Origin of the sequence: Glycomyces sp. YM15 (assembly GCF_016918015.1) — a bacterium.
Lineage (GTDB): Bacteria > Actinomycetota > Actinomycetes > Mycobacteriales > Micromonosporaceae > Glycomyces.
The window spans coordinates 1-20,831 of record NZ_JAERMK010000004.1; the positions used below are offsets into that span (position 1 = coordinate 1).

The following is a 20,831-nucleotide window of genomic DNA, read 5'->3' on the forward strand; positions in this document are numbered from 1 at the left end:
GGCCTGTGCCTTGACGTGGCGGCGGCTGCGACCGCCAACGGCTCCAAGGTCCAACTCTGGTCCTGCCACGGCGGCACCAACCAACGCTGGACCCTCACCTAAACCGATCCGACCGGCGGGCCCCGAGCAGCACGTTCGGGGCCCGCCTTCGTCCTGTTCCCCGGCCATCGCAGGACGCTGATGTCAGACCCAGGTGGGCAGGTCCCCTTCGGCGTAGTCCGGTCCACCGACCGAGTCGAGTTCGATGAACGCGGCGCCGTACGCGCCGGTCGGTGGAGCGCCGCTCGGAGGAATCGCTCTTGTGGACTCCGGAACCGCCTGTTACGGGGCCAGCGTGATGGCGCCGACCTGCGCCTGCAGGCTGAGCTCGGCGGCTTTCAGCGCGTGCGCCTGGGTCATGGCGGTCTCGGTGCGGTCGAGGCAGTCGCGTATGAGCTGCCCGAAGTAGGGGAACCCGGTCATGCCGTTCGCGTCGAACCGGTACTGGGCCTCCTGGTTCACGAGGAGGACCTGGCCGGAGCCGTTGTCGGTGCCGATGTCGATGTACTTGCGCAGCTCGAGGTAACCGTCGGTTCCCAGTAGGAGTGTGCGGCCGTCGCCGAAGACGCCGAGCCCGTCGGGGGTCAACCAGTCGACGCGCACGTATCCGGTCGTGCCGTTGTCGAGGATGACGTGGGCGTCGCCGAAGTCCTGCAGGCCGGGGGTGTCGGGGTGGGCGTAGTTCGCGATCGTGGAGGTGGACACGCGCCCGTCGGCCGCGCCCGTGTAATAGAGCATCTGCTCGAAGTTGTGGCTGCCGATGTCGCAGAGGATCCCGCCGTACCGGGCGGGATCGTAGAACCAGTCCGGCCGCCCGTCGCCGACGCGATGGGGGCCGAAGCACACGACCTGCAGCACCTCGCCGATCGCGCCGCGCTCGATGAGCTGGCCGGCGAGGATCGCGGCCTCGGCGTGGATCCGCTCGCCGTAGTACACCGCGTACTTGCGCCCGGTGCGGGCGGTCGCTTCGCGGACTGCCTCGAGCTGCGCGAACGTGGTCATCGGCGCCTTGTCGACGAACGCGTCCTTGCCGGCCTCGATGGCGCGCAGACCGATCGGGGCCCGCTCGGAGGGGATCGCCGCCGTCGCGACGAGGCGCACGTCGGGGTCGCCGAGCACCTCCTGCTCCGACGAGGCGATGCGCGCGGTCGGGTACCGCTGCGCGAACGCGGCCGCCCGTTCGGGGTCGTCGTCGAACACCCATGTCACGGTCGCACCGGCACCGATGAGGCCATCGGTCATGCCGAAGATGTGGCCGTGGTCGAGGCCGATGGCGGCGAACGCGAACTCGCCGCGCTCGACGACGGGTTGCGGGAGGGGGTCGAACGTGTACGGATGGTTCATCGGGAGCGCTTCTCGACGTCGGTGACGTCGTAGGTGCGCAAGCGGCCGCACATGCCGAATCCGCGCTCTCCCGCGGACGGGATCGCCTGGTGCACACGGGCCTCGCCCAGGTGCGCGATGTCGCCGCGAGCGACCGCCTCGGTCAGCGCGAGCGATTGCTCGGCCTGCGCGAGCGGGCGTTCGCGCACGAGCCGGCTCCAGCCCGCGGCGCGGTCCTGGACGAGGGCGCCCGCTGCCACGTGGAAATCCTCGAGTGGTCCGCGGTTCCCTGCGGTGACCGCGTCGCGCAGGGCCTCGAATCCGTTCACGGCGAGATCGCGGCGCTTCGCCGCGCGTTCGGCCCGGCCGTGCTCGTCGCCGAGGGAGGCCGCTTTCGCGTACGCGGCGGGGTCCGCGACGATCGCGGAAGGGAAGGTCATGACCGCGTCCCCGGCCTCGGGCAGGCCGGCGTTGCTCATCAGTACGACGACCTTCAGTCCCCCGCGGTTGACGGCGCGGTGGATCGTGCCGGGGGTGAACCATACGACCGATCCCGCTTCGAGCTCGGTCTCGTGGAAGCCGTCGCCGTCGATCGTCTGGAGCGCGCCGCGGCCCTCGGCGACGATGTACGCCTCGGTCGAGACGAGGTGCATGTGGGGGCTGCCGCCGCAGATGCCGTCGGGCGCGGCGCCTTCATAGACGTCGAGATGGGACAGCGAGGTCCCGCCGGGGAACGACGACTGGCTCATGACGCCGCCTCGGCGAGCGAGCGCTGCTTCTCGTGGAAGCGCGGAGCCCGCTCCACGAGCCTCCCGGCCCGGTAGTAGGGGTCGTCGGCCTCCAGCGGCAGCGCTACGAACGCCCGCTCGATGCCGGCCTTGTAGATAGCCGTGACGACTTCGATCGCCGCGCGACCGTCCCGCCCGTCCGCGATCGGCGCCCGCCCGTCGCGGATCGCGGCGAGGAGATCCCCGATCTGCCCCTCATGCCCGTGGTGACGCAGCGGCTCGCGCTCGGCGACCACCGCCTCGATGGCCGCCACCAGCTCGGGATCGCCGCCCTGCGCGGGGAACCCGCCGCCGTCGGACCGTTCGGCGATCACGTTCCACGGCTGGGACACCCGGGCCTTCTCCCCCTGGATGACGATCTCCTGCTCCTCACCGTGGTGGACCACGGAGCTCGTCAGCTGGGCCAGGCCCCGCTCGTACCGGAACACGGCGACCGAGAGGTCTTCGACCTCGCTGTTGCCGTGCTGCGCGTTCGCGAGCATCGCCGTGATCTCGGTCGGGCTCCCCAGCAGCCACAGCAGCAGGTCGATGTGGTGGATCGCGTGGTTGAGCGTGCAGCCGCCGCCTTCCTTCTCCCAGGTGCCGCGCCACCACAGGTCGTAGTAGGGCAGGCCCCGCCACCACGCCGAGTCCACGCGCACATGCGAGATGGCTCCGAGGAGTCCTGAGTCGAGGACGCTCTTGAGGGAGGCGAGGTCGTCGCGGAAACGGTTCTGCGCCACCACCGAGAGGAGCTTGCCCGAGCGCTCCTGCGCCGCGAGCATCGCATCGCACTCCTCGAGCGACGGGGCCATCGGTTTCTCCACCAGGACGTTCACGCCCGCGTCCAGCGCGGCGACCGCCAGCGCCGCATGCGTCGACGGCGGCGTCGCGATGCTCACCAGGTCGAGGTTCGCCTCCGCGATCATCTGCAGGGGGTCGTCGTATCCGACCGCGGCCGTCAGCCCGAACGACGCGGCCTTCGCTGAGGCCTTGCCCGGCATCACATCGGCGAGCGCGACGATCTCGCACTCCTCCGGGAACGCGAGATATCCGCCGACATGCGCGCCGGCGATCCCGCCGGTCCCGATGATTCCAATCCTGAGCATGCTTCCTCGCATTTTCTACTACGTATTACTAAGACGTAGTAGGTAGTATGAGCACGGCACACCCGCCGGGTCAAGGCCTGAGCGCGGGATTCCCGAGATGGAGGATGCAGGCATGGGGAAACGCCCGACCAGTCACGACGTCGCGAGACTCGCCGGAGTCTCGCAGTCGACCGTCTCGTTCGTGTTCACCGGGCGCGCCGGCATCTCGACCGCCACCCGCGACAAGGTCATGAGCGCGGCCGCGGAACTCAACTACCGCCCCAACCTCGCCGCACGCTCCATGCGCACGCAGCGGACCGGGCGGCTCGCGATCGTCATCCCCTTCCCGGGGCTGAGCCTCGGACCGCTCCTCGAGGGCGCGGTGACCACCGCGCGCGAGACCGGCTACATGGTCGAAGTCGTCAACCTGCCGCAGGACCCTGACGAGCATGCGCAGGAGGTCGACGCGATCCTCAACTCGTTCGAGTACGAGGGGGTCCTCTCGTTCTCCCCGATACCGACCCCGCGGATGTCGTCCGCGGCGGCCGCTCCCGCGTTCCTCGCCCTCACCGAGTTCGACGAGGAAATGCACGCCACGGGCGCGTTCAGCGACGCGCGTCCGCTCGTGGAGATGATGGAACATCTCGTCGGCCTCGGGCACCGGCGGTTCCTGCACATCGCGGGCCCTGCCGACTACCCCGCAGCGGTCGCACGCCGCGATGCCTACCTCGCGACCGTCGATCGGCTCGAGTTGGAGTCCGTCGGTGTCGTGGGCGGCGACTGGAGCGGCATCCATGCTGGGGAATGTGTCGGCGAGCTGCCGGACGACGTTCCCCCGCTCGCGATCATCGCCGCGAACGACGTCCTCGCGGCAGGGGCCATCCGGGCTTCTCTCCAACGTGGATGGTCCGTTCCCGGGGACGTGAGCGTGACCGGCTGGGACGACGTGCCACTGAGTCTCCACTTCCTCCCGTCCATCACAACGGTCTCCCAGGATCGGCGGCGCCTCGGCGCCTACTCGATGCGCCGCCTGATCGCCGCGATCCGCAGGGACGAGGCGCCCGAACAGGAAGCGGACCTGCAGCAGGTCATCTGGCGCGAGTCGATCGCACCGCCCCGCCGGCCCGGCGCCTGATCGCGTTCAGCGGCAGGCGGCGCCGTGGAAGCGGTCGTTCCTGCAGCGCCGACACCGGTTCGCACTCCGGTCGCATGGAACCGGTCGACCTGCAGGGCCGATCGCCTGCGGCGGTCCATGGCGCATCGGCGTGCGAGAATCACGTCCACGACGGGAGCATGACGATCCGCGAGCGACGCGTCCCGGACCTCGCGCAGGTGCAGGGCCGCCGTTCGGAAAGCCAGGGCGCGCAACAGCAACTGGGCCCAATTCGCGTTGATCGTCGGCGGCTCGCCCGCGGCGAAGAGGACGTTGCCGAGCAGGTCGCCACGGATGAGCCGCGATGGCGACTCGGTCAATTCCCAACACGCCGATAACCGTCGACGGGCAGGAAGTCGAGGGAGGCGACCTTCACGGTGTCACCCGGTTTGGTGGCGTGGACTACCTGGTTCCGGCCGACGTAGATCGCGACGTGTCCCAAGTTGTGCGAGAAGACCAGATCGCCAGGGGCGAGGTCGCCGCGGTCGAGCGGTTCGGACGCGGCCCATTGCGATTGGGACGTGCGGGGAAGATCCACTCCCGACTGCGAATAGGCGGCTACGACCAGGCCCGAGCAGTCGTAGGCGTTCGGGCCGGCCATTCCTGAACCGTACGGCTTCCCCACCTGGTCGTAGGCGAAGGCAACTGCCGAACTCGTGGTGGCTGGAGCCGGTCCGGGGTCTGCTGAAGTCGAGGTTGAGCGGGTGGCCGCTTCCCCGCGTTCGCGCTCGCGTTCGCGCCCGCGCTCGCGCTCGCGTTCCTCTGCTTCCTCGAGCGCGTCCCGTGCCGTTCGAATGACCTCGGACAGATCCTCGGACCGGTGGGTGAGTCGAGTGAGCATCGGAGCGATCACGACGAGGCGTTCGCGGGCTCGCTCGGAGGCCTCGTAGCGGAGGGCTTGCTCGGTCCGCAGCTCGGCCAGCGGCTCGAACTTGCTCGAAAGGTCACCGCTCGCAGCGTCGACCGCTTCGGTGGCCCGTGTGAGTTGGGCTTCGATCGTGCCGAATTCCAGATTGGCCTGCTCGATCAGAGCGCTCAGTTCCGACTGTTCGGCTGCGAGTCGTTCCGTCTCATCCTTGACGGAAGCGCGATCCTGCAAGAGATCGTCGACGTGCGCCCGGATCTCGGAACTGTCGGCCCGGGCGAGATCGATGTCATCAGCATGCGCTGGCGTCCCAGCTACGGCGATTACCGCCGTGAAGTGCGCCAACACCAGTGCGGCCCTCCTGCGGACCGTCGCAGCATGGACGAGGGGGCACTTCCGCGGTGAGACGAGATCGGGTTCGAGCTGTTTCGGCACGGACATCGTCATCGGCTCATTCGCCTCCCACCGAACCGTCGGCCGGACGTGATGGGGCGCAATGTGAATGAGTTGCGATGGCATCCATGGATGTCCTCCCTGCTGCGATCCGGCAGCCCCCCTCATGAGGGCGCCGCTTTCTCCCTACGCTGACGCGGTCTCGCAGCATTCGAAGGAGTTCTCGGAAGTTCGACACGTCGAGTACCGATCGTCGTATGGTGTCCGGTTTCACGCCGCATCACGGGTTTGCCGGAAACGCCTTGATGTTAGGTGAGCAGCTTTCATGTTGAACTCGTCGAATTGCGAGAGTCCCTTGTAAAGGATCGCCCTGGCTGACTGGATCGTCGGGGCGTCCCGAGGCGTCCGGCCCAAGGCAGGAGGCTCTGCGGGTGTCGTACGGCGAGCCTCGCTCGCCGAACTACAGGAGGGGACGTTGATTTCGAGCGTGGATTCGCGAATTCGGTGACGTTCCTGCGGTTCATGAATAGCCTCGGAAACGTCAGATTTGCAACTCCAATGGAGGGTGACGTCGATGAAGATGTCCAAGAAGAAACGAGCAAAGATCATTCGCCGCGTGGCGACGGGAGCGGTCGCCGCGTCGGCCGTGGGCGTGGCGGTCGCGGGGGTCGCCGTCGCCGCTCAGCGGACCGAACAAGTCGTTCCCAAGCTCCCCGCGCCGGGCGCGACCATCGAGGTGGATCTCGCCTCGAAGGGGCTCGAGCTGATCTTCGTGGGCCAGAAGGTCAAGACCGGCCCGCTCAAGGGCAAGGCCACGTTCGAGGTCGAGCCGAACAAGGGCGACCCGTCCTCGGTGCAGACGAGGATCACCGAGTTCTACCTGACCTCGCCGGCCAAGCAGGGCGGCATCACGATCGCCATCGAGCCGGCCAACCGGAACAACAAGGAGCGGTCCGTGCTGCGGCACAACCGTTCGGAGTCGACGAAGTTCCAGCACACCCTCAAGGTGCCGCTCAACATCACGGTCCGGTACCCCGAGGTCTTGGGGCTGCCGGCCGACACCGAGGAGCCGCTGACCCTGAAGGCGCAGGACGCGGCCGTCCTCGTCGCGAAGCTGAACGGCTTCCCGGCCAGGGGAGCCCGCTACAAGCTCAAGGACACGACCGAGCTGTCGCTCCCTGGCCAGCAGGGCAGTGACGTGGCGACGATCGTGAAGTTCCCGATCAGGCTGGAAGGCTTGTAGGGCGCGACCACGAAGCCGGTGAGGCTCCGGCGAGCGGCTGTCGCACGACGACGGGTGCTCGCCGGAGACCGCAACCTGCGCCGCCTCCTGCTGTCCGAGCCGCATGCCTCCGGGCATCGACTGGTCGACCGTGTGCTTGGACGGCAGCCGCATTCGGACGAAGCGGGGCCGCGCCGGAACCGGGCCCTCGTCAGCACACCGCGGACGTCCAGGCTCGAAGCACCACATCGCCTGCGACAGCGCAGGTATCCCGCTCACGTCACCCGCGCAGGGAAGGTGCCCGACATCATTGCGGCGCCGAACCTCGTGAAGTCCATCCCACACCTTGCCGGCGTGTGGGCCGGCCGCGCCTCCGCCAGGACACGATCCCGGCTGATGGCGGTGACGATTCAGCTGCGTTCCGGGCCCGACTGCGCGCCACGCGGACTGGCTTCCAGCCGCGACACGCCTTCGAGGCCCCGTGGCCCGGGTATGGGATGGGCCGCCGACGCGAGAAGCGTCGGCGGCCGTGGGCGGTCTTGGTTACAGGGCCGAGCCGGTGATGCTCGTGCCGTTCTTGGTGATCTGGTACGCGACTTCGCCGGTGCCCCAGAAGTGGAACGTCAGCGTGACGGTCTGACCCTCCTCGAGTTCATTGAGCAGTGCGGGCTTGAGGAGGATGGTCCCAGCCTCGTAGTCGGGCTGGAAGGTCGACCAGAACTCCTTGAAGGGCGTCCAGTCGCCGGGCCCGGTCGCGGTTCCATCGGCGTACTCGGACTCCATGGTGGCGAGTCGGTCGCCGTTGAACTCGGTCGGGATCGCGAACGACTCGGTCGTCCCGGTCGCGTCCGTCAATGTCGGCTCGTCGTAGGTGATGATGTAGATCTGCCACGGCATTCCGGCCGAGAACCGGGCTTCGATCGTGGTGTTCACGCCGTAGGCCCGGTCACCGGACAGGTTCGTGAGCGCCGCGGCGGTCAAGGTGAGCGTGTCGCCCTCGACGGTGTAGTCGGCGCCCTCGGTCAGGGCCGTGTCGCCGTGCCACAGACCTTCGAAATCGAGGCCGTTGGGGTTCAGGGTGAGCGACTGGGGCTCGATCGCATCGGTCTTGTCGACATAGATCGAGTCGAATGAGGCCGTACCGGAGCGGGTGGTCGCGTTCGACATGAGCCATTCATGGAGGTGCTGGTCGCGCATCTCGAGCGTCTCGCGGTTGACGAACGAACCGGCGTCCCAGAGCATCAGGGTCATCCCCTTGTCGCGGGCCTGGAACTGGACCTCCTCGTAGAACTTCAGCAGCTCGCCGTGCTGGATGATGCCCGGACGGGTGTAGTCGTAGGCGAGGGTGCCCCATTCGCCGACGATCACCGGGATCCCGTTGTCCACGAAGGTGTCGTGGGCGCGACCGAACGTGCCGTGGATGTCGGCCAAGACGTTCTCGTCGACCTTGGTGCCGCCTGCGATGTTGACGCTGAAGGGCCAGTAGCCGTAGAAGTGGACGGTAGCGGCGATCATGTCGTCGTCGAGCGCGTCGATCGTGGCCTTGAGCGAGTCGAGGCGGGCCTGATCACCGTTGGTGTGGAGGGTGGGCAGCACCAGGAGCCGGTCGGCGTTCTTGCCGCCGGAACCGCGCACGATCTCGTAGAACAGGCGGTTGAGTTCGTCGTTGTAGACGTCGCCTTCCTCGTGGGTGGTGTCGGCGAACTGGGGTTCGTTGTTGCTCTCGAGCACCAGCAGCTCGGAGTGGTCCTTGAAGTGCTCGGCCAGCTGGGTCCAGACCGCGTCGAACTTCGCGACGACGCCGTCGTGGTCGGTGGGCATGGTGTTGATCCACATCCACGAGTCGTGGTGCACGTTCAGCAGGACGTAGAGATCGCGCTCGATCGCCCAGTCCACGACCTCGGTGACGCGGTCCAGCCTCGCCTGGTCGATCGTGTGGTCGGGGCCCTCGCCGATGTAGTCGGTCCAGGTGACGGGCAGGCGGATCGACTTGTATCCGGCCGCCTTGACCGTGTCGAGCAGCTCTTCGGTGATCAGCGGGTTGCCCCAGGAGGTCTCCTCGGGGATCGCGTCGAGCGTGTTGCCGACGTTCCAGCCCGGCTCCATGGCCGCGACCGTCTCGACCGCGTTCAGCTCGTCCGCGGGGGGCGGGGTGGTGGAGGGGTCGCTGACGGTGCCGTCGCAGAGGACGCCGTTGAGCTTGAACGAGGTCGGGGCCTCGTTCGCGCCGGACCAGGAGCCGGCGAAGCCGAAGGAGACCTGCTTGTCGGTCTTGACCTTGGCGTTGTAGCTGAGGCTCTTCGCGGTGACGTCGGCACCGGAGGAGGCGATGTCGGCGGCCCAGCCGTGGGTGACCTGCTGACCGGACGGGAAGGCCCACTTGAGCTCCCAGCCGTCGACCGGGTCGCCGAGGTTGGTCACCTTCACGTCGGCGATGAAGCCGCCGTTCCACTCCGAGGTGACCTTGTAATCGACCAGGCAGCCCTGGGGGCTGGCGTTGGCGCTGACGATGCCGACCGCTCCCGCGGTCAACAACGCCAGGAGGGCGGCGCAGACCGCTGCGAGACGCAGCCTGGTTCTGCCTTGCGAGGTAAGTGTCATTGTGATGCTTTCTGCCGGTTGAAGGGGTTCTCGAGCCGTGAGCCTGACGGGGGTCCTCACGGCTACTACCTCGAAAGATTAAGTTTGCTCGCACAACTTTGTCAATACATAGATGCCTCAATGTTTATTTTCTGACGTTTTGCGAGGTAAACTGCTATTTCAAGTGGTACAGGAGCATCCGACGACCCTGCCGAGCGCCCGCGTCGAAGCGGGTGCCACTCCCCCGCCGAAGCGTCGCGCGATCGCGGTCGAGGTATCCCCGTCCGCCGGGTGACCTCGACCTGCGCCCTCTCCGGGTCGCGCGGACTGCGGCCATACGCCGACCTTAGAAAGCGATCCGGAGTCACTACTTGTCGAAAACCACGGACTTGTGGATCATTTCCACGGTCGTCGCCATCGAGCGAACCGGTTCGGGAACTGCATACGGCTGGACTATTCCGCGAATCTGTGGTTGATTTCCAGGATGCGTGAAGTGACCATCCGCCTCGACGAGCCACCGGAAGTGGTGAACGCCGGCTTCGCCATCCACGGCTTGAACGGCCCCGACGGGCCCTTCCGGCTCCCCGACCTGTGGCAGTTCCACCTCTACCAGTACGAGGCCGACCTGCACGTCGATGGTTCCCTCCACCGCATCAAGCCCGGGCGCGTCAGCCTCATCCCCGCCGGGACCGATGTGGAGTACCACCACCGCGGCCGCTCTGAGCACCTGTACGTGCACCTTCGGCCCTCGCCAGGGGGAACACCGCACACCCTGCCGCTCATCCAGGACACCGGCCCTGTCGGCCCGGTGCTCGCCCAGATGTTCTGGCAGGCGATCACCACCGTCGCCGACTCCCCCGCCCAAGCCGCCGCCGAGGTGTGGGCCGCGCTGTGGCGAACGGTGCGGCTGCAGTCGAAAGAACCTGGCAGCAACGAACATCCCGCGGTGGCCGCCGCCTTCGCCTTCATCGAGCAGCGGCTCCCGCGGTCGGTCAAAGTCCCCGAGGTCGCCGCCGCCGTGGGCGTCTCACCCAACCACCTCACGACACTCGTCAAGGACGCCACCGGATCCACACTGGTCGCCTACATCCGCCACCGCAGGATGGTGCGCGCTGAGCACCTGCTACGCGAGTCGACGCTCTCGATCCCGGCGATCGCCGCATCGGTCGGCATCCCCGACCTCCAGACCTTCAACAAGGCCTGCCACCGCGAATTCGGCGCGTCTCCTCGCACCGTTCGCGACAGCGCCCGGCGCTGATCACCGTCCATTTTCGTCTGATGATCTTGCGGAGGAGTGGTTCGAATTGTGGACAGCGCTCCGCAAGGAGCTCCAGCGGGTGCGGTGAACGATGCGGCCCAACGGTCTCAGACCGGTGGACCGCATCGTTCGTTCAGCACCGCCCGGTGCCGAAACCGAAGGTGAAGGCGGTCGGCTCCGGCAGCAGTCGGTATTCGGGAAGGACCCCGGGGCCGCAGGAGGCCGAGCCCATGCCGTGGACCGCGGCGTCGAGGTTGACGTAGAGCCGGTCGCGTTCGACGAGCTCGTGGGGGTGCTTCGCCGCGTCGAGGTCCTCACTCGTCCACGGCCGCACCGTGAATGCGAAACGGGGAGCGCCGAAACAGGTCAGCGCGGTGCCGTCCGGGCCCGCCAGGCGAGCCCAGCGCACGTCGATGCGGGAGCCGTTCTCCTGCGGATACGCGTACGGAGTCTGCATGTCGGCCACCGTGGCGTCGTAGCGGGAGATCCGCGCGGCGGCGCGGGTGTCGGCGTACGCCTCCCCGGGCCCGCCGCCGAACCACGTGACCGAGTCAAGGTCCTTCGGAACGGCCAGGCGAACGCCCAAGCGCGGCAGCGGATGCCGCCACTCGCCTTCGGGAGCGACCGCCACGGTCAGCCACAGCTTCGCCGTCTCCGGGTCATGGGTCCATGCGTACTGGGCGGCCATGGCGATCCTGGCTCCGGCGGCACCGACCCGTGTGGACACGATGAGCCTGCCGCTGCCGGCATCGATGTCGAGGACCTTGTGCTCCAGCCGGTCGAGGGCCATGTTCCGATCCCGCCAGTGGGCGGCCGTGGAGAGGGTGCCCCAGGCGACGCGGTCGTTGTCGACCGGTGCCCGCCACAGATCCAGCCGGGGGCCTTCGAGCTCGATGCCCTCGAACGAGGTCAAGCAGCCGAGGGCGTCGAACTCGGCGCCGCCGAGGCGGTACCCGGCGGCGACGGCCACCGGCGCCACGCCGGCGCCGATCACCGGTGGAGCCGCCGGCGACGACGTCGGCGTCTGTCCCCAGGCGAGCTCGTGGCCCGCCTCGGCCCAGGCCTGGTCGCCGTCGAGGACGGCGCGCACTGTTACCCAGCCCTCGCCGGCCGCCGCTGCAACGGCCTCGCGGAGTTCCTCGGGCCACCCGATCCGCACGGCGCCGCTCGCCGCGACTGCGGGCACTTCCATTCCGCCGCTTGCGATCTCCGCGCCGTCGTCTTCGAACTGCCAGGTGAAGCGCAGATGACTCGTATCGGCGAAGTCGTGGCCGTTGGCGATCGTGATCGTCTGCTCGTCCGGATCGATGCGGAACCTGACGGGCTCGATGACCTTCCTGTATTCGATGAGGCCCGGGGACGGGGTGCGGTCGGAGAAGACCAGGCCGTCGGTGATGAAGTTCTCGTCGTGGAGGATCTCGTCGAAGTCGCCGCCGTAGGCGAACCATTCGCGGCCGTCGACAGTGCGGCGGCGCACGCCCTGGTCGATCCACTCCCAGACGAAACCGCCCGCGCAGCGCTCATGGCGTTCGAACAGGCCCTGGTATTCGGCGAGCCCGCCGGGGCCGTTGCCCATGGCGTGGGCGTACTCGCAGAGGATGAACGGCAGCATCCGGCGGTGCGCGTCGTTCGCGGCGTCCCTGGTCGGCTCCTCCTCGCGTCGGCCGATGCCGTCGAGTTCCTCGTGCGGGACGTACATGCGGGAGTAGACGTCGACGTAGGGGGAGTCGTAGTCGCCTTCATAGTGGACCAGGCGGCTGGCGTCGCGCTGCTTGGTCCATGCGGCCATGGCCTCCAGGTTCTCGCCCTCGATGCATTCATTTCCCAAGGACCACATGATCACCGACGGATGGTTCTTGTCGCGTTCGACCATGCGGGCCATGCGGTCGAGGCACGCGTCCCGCCATTGCGGGTCGTCGGCGGGATTCTCGCGCCATCCGTAGTGGTAGAAGCCGTGGGTCTCGAGGTCGCATTCGTCGATGACCCACATCCCCAGTTCGTCGCACAGCTCGAGGAAGCGGCGGTCCGGCGGGTAGTGGCTGGTGCGGACGGCGTTGACGTTGTGCCGCTTCATGATCTCGATATCGCGGCGCATGGTCTCGACAGCGAGGGTCCGGCCGGTGTCGGGGTCCCATTCGTGGCGGTTGACGCCGCGCAGCAGGATCGGCCGCCCGTTGACCTTGAGCACGCCGTCCTCGGCCGCGACGGTGCGGAAACCGATACGGAGGCTCACACGCTCGGTCGCGGTCGCGACGACGGCGTCGTACAGGCGCGGTGTCTCGGCCGTCCACGGCTCGACCGGGACGCTGGCGGTCTCGCCCGTGGCGATGTCGATCCCCAGCTCGGGCACGCTCACGCGGCCCGAAGTGGTGGCGTCGACAAGCAGTGTTCCGAGACCGGTGGCGTGGTCGTAGTCGGCATGGGCGAACACGTCGTCCATCCCGCCCTCGGGGCGGTGCAGCAGCGACACGGGCCGGAAGATCCCCGAGAGCCACCACGTGTCCTGATCCTCCAGATAGGACCCTGAGGACCATTGGTGGACCCGCACCGCCACGATGTTCTCGCCGGGCCGCAGATGCGCGGTGGCGTCGAACTCGGTGGGCAGACGCGAACCCTTGCCGTCGCCGAGACGGACACCGTTGAGCCACAAGGCGAAACAGGAGTCGACGCCTTCGAATCGCAGCAGGGTGCGCCCGTCGGCGGGCCAGTCGGCCGGCAGTGTGAAGGAGCGCCGGTACTCCCCCGTCGGGTTCGCGTCGGGCACCCGCGGCGGGTCGACGGGGAACGGGTAGTGGATGTTCGTGTACTGCGGCCTCCCGTAGGGCGCTTCACCGTCGAGGTCGTACATCTGCCACATCGACGGGACCTTGAGATCGTCCCAAGCGCTCGCGTCGAAGGAGGGGTCCTCGAACCCCTCGGTCGTGTCGTGCGATCCGGCTGCGAGGCGGAACCGCCAGTCGCCGTCGAGGCTCAGCGCTGCGGCGTCCGAACGCGGCGCCGAACGCGGCGCAGACCGCCCGCTGCCCGGGCCGGCATCCTCCACATAGCTGTAATCGGTTCGGCTTGTCGCCATGGTCTTCCCTTCGATAATGTCGTGGCGCGGGCCGCATCACAGCTGGCGTAGCGACACGATCTCCCACGGCTGCAAAGTGACCGTGAACCGCAGCCGTCCTTCGGCGTCCGCCTTGCGAACTTCCTGCGGCGTCTGCCTGGCCGCGGTGCGCAGCACGGCCAGTTCTTCGCGGTTCGGCGGTTCCGGTTCACCGATCGAACGCCATGCCGCGAGCGCGTCGCCCCGGGACGGGCCCACGGTCTCGGCCAGCAGGCGGCATCCGGGTTCGAGGCCGCCGAGCTCGATGTCGAGTGCCCGCGGTCCGCCGACTGCGAGCGTCGCCTCGGCCACCTCCCGCCCCGGCTGGGACAGCGGCACCGACCGGGTCATCTCGCCGGGGTAGTGGTAGGCCAGGCAGGCGACCTTGCCGGTGGCGGCGTCGCGGGTGACGACGGCACCGTCGACGCGGGCCAGCAGCTCGTCCCCGAGGGTGTGCAGGAACCGGTAGGCGTGGAAGCTGGGCTTGACGACGCCCTGGTGGTTGATCATGCCGAACCCGCCGTGGAAGATCGTCGGCCCGGCCCCCGCCTCCTCGAAGACATCGGTGAAGGTCCAGTAGGCGAGGGAGTCGGCCAGCCCGATCGATTCGAGGTTGGCCCGCACGATGAACGTCGCGGCCTGCGGGTAGTCGTGGGTGTGGTCGCGCGAGGAGGGAGTCGAGTTCCATTCCGTCAGATGGATCTCGGCCTCGGGGAAGGCGCTGGCGTCGACGATGCGGCGCAGGACGGCGAGGTCGGCCGCGGTGGCGCCGGCGTGACGGGCATAGGTCGCGCCGTTGCCGTGCTCGTCGAACGCCCAGTCGGTCGGATAGGGGTGGCAGGAGATGAAGTCGACCGGGAGCCCTTCGGTGGCGCAGTGGTCGAGGAAGTGCTCGATCCACACCGGACGCCATTCGAAGTCGTCGAGGTCTTCCGGCCCGCTCACCACTGCCGGGGTGATGGTGCGGTCCTCTGCCTCGCCGTCGAATCGCGCGTCGGGCACGAAGTTCGTGGTCGAGGGCCCGCCCACGCGCAGCGCCGGGTCGAGGGCCTTCAACGCCCGCACCGTGGCGGCGTACAACTCGTAGTACTCCGAACGCGTGCCGCGGAAGAACCCGTCGAGGTTGGGTTCGTTCCACACCTCGAAGAACCAGCGCCGCACTTCCTCCGCCCCGTACCGGGCCTGCCAGTGCGCGACGGTCGCGGTCACGAGATCGGCCCACGCGTCGAAGTCGGTGGGCGGCGAACCGTGCCCGCCCCACCAGAACACCGTCTTCTTCTCGCGGGCGAGGTCGCCCGGGGAGAACCCGAACTCGACGAACGGGCGCACCCCGGCCTCCAGCATCCGGTCGAAGACCTCGTCGATGTACTGGAAGTTGTACTCCGGTCCGTCCTCGCCCGTCTTGTAGACGAACATGTCGTCGTGGAAGAGGCCGTGGAAGCGCACGTAGCGGAAGCCGCATTCGTCTACGGCGGTGCGCAGGTGCTCCTGCCAGTTCGCACGCAGACCCTCCGCCGCCCGCCCGGCCCCCACCACCAGGTTCCAGTGATGATGCAGCGGTTCGCCGTGTGCGCGGGCGTCCGCTTCAATGCGGACGGGTTTCGATGGTTGACCGTGTTCGTTCATAAGCCGAGATTAAGAACCGATGCTGTCGCCCTAGTTGTCGATAATCACGGACTTGTAGTCTGTTTTCACGACATTGGATAACGCACCAGGTCGACTCCGTAGACAATTCGATTGATGTGTGGTTCATTTTCAGGATGCATGACGTGACTATCTTCCTCGAAGAACCACCGGAGGTAGTGAACGCCGGCTTCGCCATCCACGGCCTGAGCGGGTCCGGCGACCATTTCCGACTCCCTGACCTGTGGCAGTTCCACCTCTACGAGTACGAAGCCGACCTGGAAGTCGACGGCACCGCCCACCGGATCAAGCCGGGCCGCGCCAGTCTCATTCCTGCCGGAGCCGAGGTCCGCTACCGCTATCGGGGCCGATCGGAACACCTCTACGTGCACCTTCGGCCCTCGCCACGAGGAACGCCGCACACCCTGCCCCTCATCCAGGACGCCGGGCCCGCGGCACCCGCGATCGCGGAGCGGCTGCGCCAAGCCATCGCCGCTGTCGCCGACTCGCCCGGCCAGGCCGCCGCCGAAGTCTGGTCCGCGCTGTGGCGAACGGTGCGACTGCAGCCGAAAGAGCCTGGAGCAGGGCTTCACCCCGCCGTTTCCGCAGCTTTCGCCCACATCGAGCGGCGCCTGCCACGGCGGATCACGGTTCCCGAGGTCGCGGCTGCCGTGGGCGTCTCGCACAACCACCTCACTCGGCTGGTCAAGGAGGCCACGGGTTCCACATTGGTCGCCTATGTGCGCCATCGCAGGATGGTGCGGGCTGGGCACCTGTTGCGCGAGTCAACACTCTCGATCCCGGCGATCGCCGAGTCGATCGGCTTTCCCGACCTGCAGTCGTTCAACAAGGCCTGCCACCGCGAGTTCGGCATGTCGCCCCGCTCGGTCCGCGACACGGCCCGGCACTGACGACGGTCTTCGCGTGCCAGATCGGCTCATCCGCTTCGCGAAGACTGCGCCACAGCCGTTCCCTGAAGGTCCGACCGACGAAGGACTCGATCAGACCGGCGAGCACCGGGTCACCGGTGTGCGCGGACACATTCATCGAATCTTTATTTGTTTGTTTACACGTTCAAACATTGACTCGAACATCGAGACATTGCAGACTGTCTATATCACGCGCTCGGAATCCATCAGCGCGTTTGGACATGGATCTGCGCGCCGACGGTAATCACGCCAACGGCTTGCAGGAAGGAAAGGTCAGATGAAATCTGTCGGCAAGCCGGCCGTTCTCGGCCGGATGGCGCTGGTGGTCCTCGTGATCGCCGCGCTCCTGGGCTTCGCGACACCGGCGCAGGCCCAGGTCTACTCTTCGTGCGACCGGTGGGGCGAGTACCGCCAGGGTGACTGGACGATCTACAACAACATCTGGGGCGACAACGCCGGCACCCAGTGCCTCACCGTCGACAGCCTCAGCTCGTGGTACGTCGACTCCACTCAGTCCGGCGGCGGCATCAAGTCCTACCCGAACACCTCGGTCCGACCCCGGACCCCCTTGGCGCAGATGCAGTCGGCGGGGTTCACGTACGACACCTCGTCGGCTCCCGTCGCCAGCGGCGACTGGTGGAACTGGACCAGCGACATCTGGTCGACCGGCGGCCAGGACGAAGTCATGGTGTTCACCAGCTGGCATCCGCAGGGCGGCGGTTGGGGTACGAAGATCAGGACCAACGTGACCATCGGTGGCATCCTCTACGCCGAAGTCTGGCAGGCCGACCCCGGCTGGAACGTCCTGCAGCTCATCCCCGCCACGCAGACCAACAGCGGCACCATCGACGCCTTGGCCGTCTGGCGTTGGGCCGCGGCCGAAGGCCTACTGCGCAACACCGACTTCGACACCATGCAGTTCGGCATCGAGATCACCTCGACCAGTGGCGTCTCGAAGCGGTACTCGTTGAACAACTACCAGGCCTGGTGGACCAACACTTCCGGCGGCGGGTCGGGCAACACCTCCGGCAGCGGCACCGGCGAACTGCGCGGCACCGGCTCGGGCCGGTGCATCGAGGTCCCGAACGGGTCCACGACGGCGGGCACGCAGGTGCAGCTGTGGGACTGCCACGGCGGCTCGAACCAACGGTGGACCCTCAGTTCGACAGGCGAGCTGTCGGTCTACACCGGCTCGACCCGGCGCTGCCTGGACGCCTCGGGAGGAGGCACCGCCAACGGCACGGCCGCGATCATCTGGTCGTGTCATGGAGGGTCGAACCAGCAATGGCGCCTGAACAGCGACGGCACCATCAGATCAGTCCAATCAGGACTTTGTCTCGACGCCGCGGGCTGGGGGACCGCCAACGGCACGAAGGTGCAATTGTGGTCCTGCCAGGGCGGTGCCAACCAGCAATGGACGCTGCGATAGCCCACCTGTCCTGATCCACGCCCATGGGGGCCCGGCAACCGGGCCCCCACCGTTTCATCCGGCCGCGAAGTACCGTTTCACGACCCGAGGTCGCGGCCTCATCATCGCCGAACTGCGCGCAGAACGCCCACCCCGATCGGAACAGCGGACCATTGCCCTGCTGTCAGTCGCGCCGAAGGGCGGGGCGCCGATCGGCGCCCCGCCCTTGACCGTCCGGATCAGATCGTGCCGATCAGTTCAGGCAGGGCGCCGTTCTTGACGAACACCGGGATGACGTCGATCGGGGCGTCCACCGCGAGCCACTGCCCGCCCTCGTGGGCGGTTCCCGTCCGCAGCTCCGTCCATGAAGCGCCTTCCGGGAGGTAGACGCGGCGGCTCGTCGCGTGCGGGTCCACCACCGGGGCCACGAGCACATCGGGGCCGAACATGTACTGGTCGGCCAGGTCCCAGCAGACCGCGTCCGAGGGGAACTCGTGGAAGACCCCGCGCATGACCGGCTGCCCGTCGGTGTGCGCCTGGTCCATGAGCCGCCTCGTGTACGGCCGCAGCGCCTCCCGCAGCCGCACATAGCGCACCAGGATCTCGTAGACCTCCTCGCCGAAGCTCCACAGCTCGTTCGGGGCGCCGGAGTTGTTGCGCGGCGAACCGTCGGCCGCGGTCACCCGCTCACTGGGCTGCCGGTCGCCGTGCATGCGCATGACCGGGCAGAACGCCGCGAACTGGAACCAGCGGACCAGCAACTCCCGGAATCCGGGGTCCTCGATGTTGCCGCCCCCGAAACCGCCGATATCGGTGGTGAACCACGGGATCCCCGCAACGCCCATATGGATACCAGCGGTGATCTGGCGGCGGAAGTCGGCCCAGTCGGAGTGGATGTCGCCCGACCACACCAGCGCGCCGTAGCGCTGGGACCCGGCCCACGCGCAGCGCACCAGGTTCACGATCTCGTCCTGCCCCGCGGCCTTCTGCCCCTCGTAGAACATGCGCGAGAACGCCTGCGGGTAGACGTTGCCGACCTCGACGTTCGGGCCCGCGTGGTAGCGGTAGTTGTCGAAGTCGTAGACCCCGTACTCCGGTTCGGCCTCGTCGAGCCAGAACAGCTTGATCCCCAGGTCATGGTAGTTGCGCTTGATGACCTCCCAGACCTGTTCGCGCGCAAGGGGATTGGTCGCGTCCACGAACATGCTCGGCCCCTGGAAACTCATCTGCACGCCGTGCCCGCGCTCAGTGCGGACCAGGAGGTTGTCCTTCTTGAACGCCGCGAAGTTCTCCGACTGGACCGAGACCTGCGGCCACACCGAGACCATGAGCTCGACGCCCATCTCCTGGAGTTCCCTGACCATCGCGGCGGGATCGGGCCAGAACTCCTCCTCGAAACGGAAGTCGCCCATCTTGGGCCAGTGGAAGAAGTCCGCGACGATCACATCGAGCGGCAGGCCGCGGCGCTTATGCTCACGCGCGACCTCAAGCAGCTGCTCCTGGTTCCAGTACCGCAGCTTGCACTGCCAGTAGCCCAGGCCGTAGTCGGGCATCACCGGGGCGTGCCCGGTCGCGTTCGCGTAGGCGGCGCTGATCTTCGCGGGGGTGTCTCCGGCGGTGATCCAGTAGTCGAGCTGCCGGGTGGACTCGGCGATCCACTCGGTGCGGTTGGCGGCGAAGGTGGCGCTGCCGATCGCCGGGTTGTGCCACAGGAAGCCGTACCCGGCGCTGGAGAGCACGAACGGCACGCTCGCCTGCGAGTTGCGATGCGCCAGTTCGAACGTGGAACCCTTGATGTCGAGGATGTCCTGCTGGTACTGGCCCATCCCGTACAACTTCTCCCCCGCCGGCGGCTCGAACGCCGCCCGCAGCCGGTGCGCGCCCCCGGACAACGGCCGAAACTCCCGAGCGATGAGCTTGAGCGCCCCGCCGCTGCCGAGCTCCCGAAGCAGCACCCTCCCGCTCGCGTCACGGAACTCCACCGAGCAGCCGAAGACGTCGTACTCGGTCTGCCAGTCCCAACCGCCCCACGCACGCAACACCACGGTGATCGCGCCGTTGACAAGCGTCGCGACCTCCCCGTCCACAGTGATCTGGACCTCGACGGGCTCGGGCTCGAGCAACGCGAAGTCCGTGTCGAGCACCTCCCCCGACCGGGTGCTCCGCACCCGCAGCGAATCGCGGCCCCAGGCCTGGACAACGAGCGTCTCGCCGTCACCACGCCAGATGATGGCGTCCTCGGAAGTCTCGAACGTGTTCATCAGGTTGTCACTCGATTCTGCTAGTTCTTGACGGCGCCGGCGGTCACGCCGGCGGCGACGTATTTCTGTGCCACCACCAGCAGCACCGCCGCCGGGATCGAGGCGACCACCGCCGTCGCCATCATGGGGCCCCACTCCTGGTTCTGGGCGCCGATGTAGTTATAGATGCCCATTGTGATCGGTCGGAGCAGGCCGCCCTCGCGGTTGAGCGTCGAAGCGAAGATGAAGTCCGACCATGCCCATAGGAATGCGAACAGCGCCGACGTGATGATCGCATTCCGGGAGACCGGCAGGACGATCGACCGGAAAGTCCTCCAGTGCGAGGCGCCGTCGATCTGAGCCGCTTGGAGCAGTTCGCGGGGGATGCCCGCCATGAACGCGGTCAAGAGGAGGACTGCGAACGGGACCGCGATCGTGGAGTCCGCCAGGATCAGCCCCGGGAGGGTGTCGAGCAGCCCGACGGTGTTGTAGATCGAGTAGAGGCCGAGCGACATGACCACAGCCGGGACCATCTGCGCCACGATCAACGCGAAACCGATGCTGCGGCGTCCGGGCACGGCCATGCTGGCGAGCGCGAAGGAGGCCGGCGCCGCGATCGCGAGGGTGAGCACCACGGTCCCCGTGCCGATCAGGAGGCTGGTGCCGAGGTACGGGAGCTGGTCACGGAAGACGACGGCGTAGTGGTCGACGGTGAAGTCGACCGGCACGAGGTCGCCGCCGCGGATGCTCTCGCGTTTCGTGAACGAGACGTTGAGCATCCAATAGAGAGGAAAGAGCATGAGCGCGGTCATGGCGAGCGCGATGGGGTTCTTCCACCAGGTGCGAGACATG

General features: G+C 67.6%; 15 protein-coding genes. 6 read left to right on the top strand and 9 right to left on the bottom strand.

The annotated features are described in order from the left end of the window. Positions 1-15 precede the first annotated feature (15 nt). A complete protein-coding gene (locus JHY01_RS28025; RefSeq protein WP_374199503.1) occupies positions 16-102 on the top strand; it encodes a hypothetical protein in 87 nt (28 codons plus the stop codon). Positions 103-321: 219 nt separating this feature from the next. On the opposite strand, the gene JHY01_RS05780 is transcribed toward JHY01_RS28025, so the two are convergent. The 3 genes from JHY01_RS05780 to JHY01_RS05790 are packed head-to-tail and all read right to left on the bottom strand — an operon-like array spanning position 322 to position 3,238. Continuing rightward, positions 322-1,383 (bottom strand): Gfo/Idh/MocA family protein, encoded by a 1,062-nt coding sequence (locus JHY01_RS05780; protein WP_205324662.1) that lies wholly within the window; start codon positions 1,381-1,383, stop codon positions 322-324. Further along, positions 1,380-2,111, bottom strand: coding sequence for a cupin domain-containing protein (locus JHY01_RS05785; protein WP_205324663.1), 732 nt, complete (start codon positions 2,109-2,111; stop codon positions 1,380-1,382). The genes JHY01_RS05780 and JHY01_RS05785 overlap by 4 nt, the downstream gene beginning before the upstream one ends. Next, positions 2,108-3,238, bottom strand: a complete 1,131-nt coding sequence (locus JHY01_RS05790) for a Gfo/Idh/MocA family protein (RefSeq protein ID WP_205324664.1) — start codon at positions 3,236-3,238, stop codon at positions 2,108-2,110. The genes JHY01_RS05785 and JHY01_RS05790 overlap by 4 nt, the downstream gene beginning before the upstream one ends. Before the next feature lie 112 nt (positions 3,239-3,350). Here JHY01_RS05790 and JHY01_RS05795 point away from each other — a divergent pair, with 112 nt between their 5' ends. Beyond that, complete coding sequence (locus JHY01_RS05795) at positions 3,351-4,352, top strand: LacI family DNA-binding transcriptional regulator (RefSeq protein WP_205324665.1); 1,002 nt, start codon at positions 3,351-3,353, stop codon at positions 4,350-4,352. Positions 4,353-4,686: 334 nt separating this feature from the next. Here JHY01_RS05795 and JHY01_RS05800 read toward each other — a convergent pair whose 3' ends face one another. Beyond that, on the bottom strand, positions 4,687-5,682 hold the full coding sequence (locus JHY01_RS05800; RefSeq protein ID WP_205324666.1) for a C40 family peptidase: 996 nt from the start codon (positions 5,680-5,682) through the stop codon (positions 4,687-4,689). Positions 5,683-6,202: 520 nt separating this feature from the next. Between JHY01_RS05800 and JHY01_RS05805 the strand changes: the two genes are divergently transcribed. Beyond that, entirely contained in the window at positions 6,203-6,871 is a 669-nt protein-coding gene (locus JHY01_RS05805) for a hypothetical protein (protein WP_205324667.1), read from the top strand. Positions 6,872-7,393: 522 nt separating this feature from the next. Here JHY01_RS05805 and JHY01_RS05810 read toward each other — a convergent pair. Further along, the gene (locus JHY01_RS05810) at positions 7,394-9,451 is read right to left on the bottom strand and encodes a cellulase family glycosylhydrolase (protein ID WP_205324668.1); all 2,058 of its coding nucleotides are present in this window, start codon (positions 9,449-9,451) and stop codon (positions 7,394-7,396) included. A 463-nt stretch (positions 9,452-9,914) separates the two neighbouring features. Here JHY01_RS05810 and JHY01_RS05815 point away from each other — a divergent pair, with 463 nt between their 5' ends. Further along, positions 9,915-10,688, top strand: coding sequence for an AraC family transcriptional regulator (locus JHY01_RS05815; protein WP_205324669.1), 774 nt, complete (start codon positions 9,915-9,917; stop codon positions 10,686-10,688). Positions 10,689-10,821: 133 nt separating this feature from the next. On the opposite strand, the gene JHY01_RS05820 is transcribed toward JHY01_RS05815, so the two are convergent. Together JHY01_RS05820 and JHY01_RS05825 are read right to left on the bottom strand one after the other, a co-directional pair. Then, positions 10,822-13,761 (bottom strand): glycoside hydrolase family 2 TIM barrel-domain containing protein, encoded by a 2,940-nt coding sequence (locus JHY01_RS05820; protein ID WP_205324670.1) that lies wholly within the window; start codon positions 13,759-13,761, stop codon positions 10,822-10,824. A gap of 36 nt (positions 13,762-13,797) precedes the next feature. Then, entirely contained in the window at positions 13,798-15,405 is a 1,608-nt protein-coding gene (locus JHY01_RS05825) for a hypothetical protein (protein ID WP_205324671.1), read from the bottom strand. Positions 15,406-15,539: 134 nt separating this feature from the next. Between JHY01_RS05825 and JHY01_RS05830 the strand changes: the two genes are divergently transcribed. Both JHY01_RS05830 and JHY01_RS05835 read left to right on the top strand, forming a co-directional pair. Continuing rightward, positions 15,540-16,313, top strand: coding sequence for an AraC family transcriptional regulator (locus tag JHY01_RS05830; RefSeq protein ID WP_205324672.1), 774 nt, complete (start codon positions 15,540-15,542; stop codon positions 16,311-16,313). A gap of 295 nt (positions 16,314-16,608) precedes the next feature. Beyond that, positions 16,609-17,760, top strand: coding sequence for a ricin-type beta-trefoil lectin domain protein (locus JHY01_RS05835; RefSeq protein WP_205324673.1), 1,152 nt, complete (start codon positions 16,609-16,611; stop codon positions 17,758-17,760). A gap of 218 nt (positions 17,761-17,978) precedes the next feature. Here JHY01_RS05835 and JHY01_RS05840 read toward each other — a convergent pair whose 3' ends face one another. Together JHY01_RS05840 and JHY01_RS05845 are read right to left on the bottom strand one after the other, a co-directional pair. Further along, positions 17,979-20,000 (bottom strand): TIM-barrel domain-containing protein, encoded by a 2,022-nt coding sequence (locus JHY01_RS05840; RefSeq protein WP_205324674.1) that lies wholly within the window; start codon positions 19,998-20,000, stop codon positions 17,979-17,981. A gap of 20 nt (positions 20,001-20,020) precedes the next feature. Beyond that, positions 20,021-20,830: a carbohydrate ABC transporter permease gene (locus JHY01_RS05845; protein WP_205324675.1), complete on the bottom strand. Its 810-nt coding sequence runs from the start codon at positions 20,828-20,830 to the stop codon at positions 20,021-20,023. Position 20,831 lies beyond the last annotated feature (1 nt).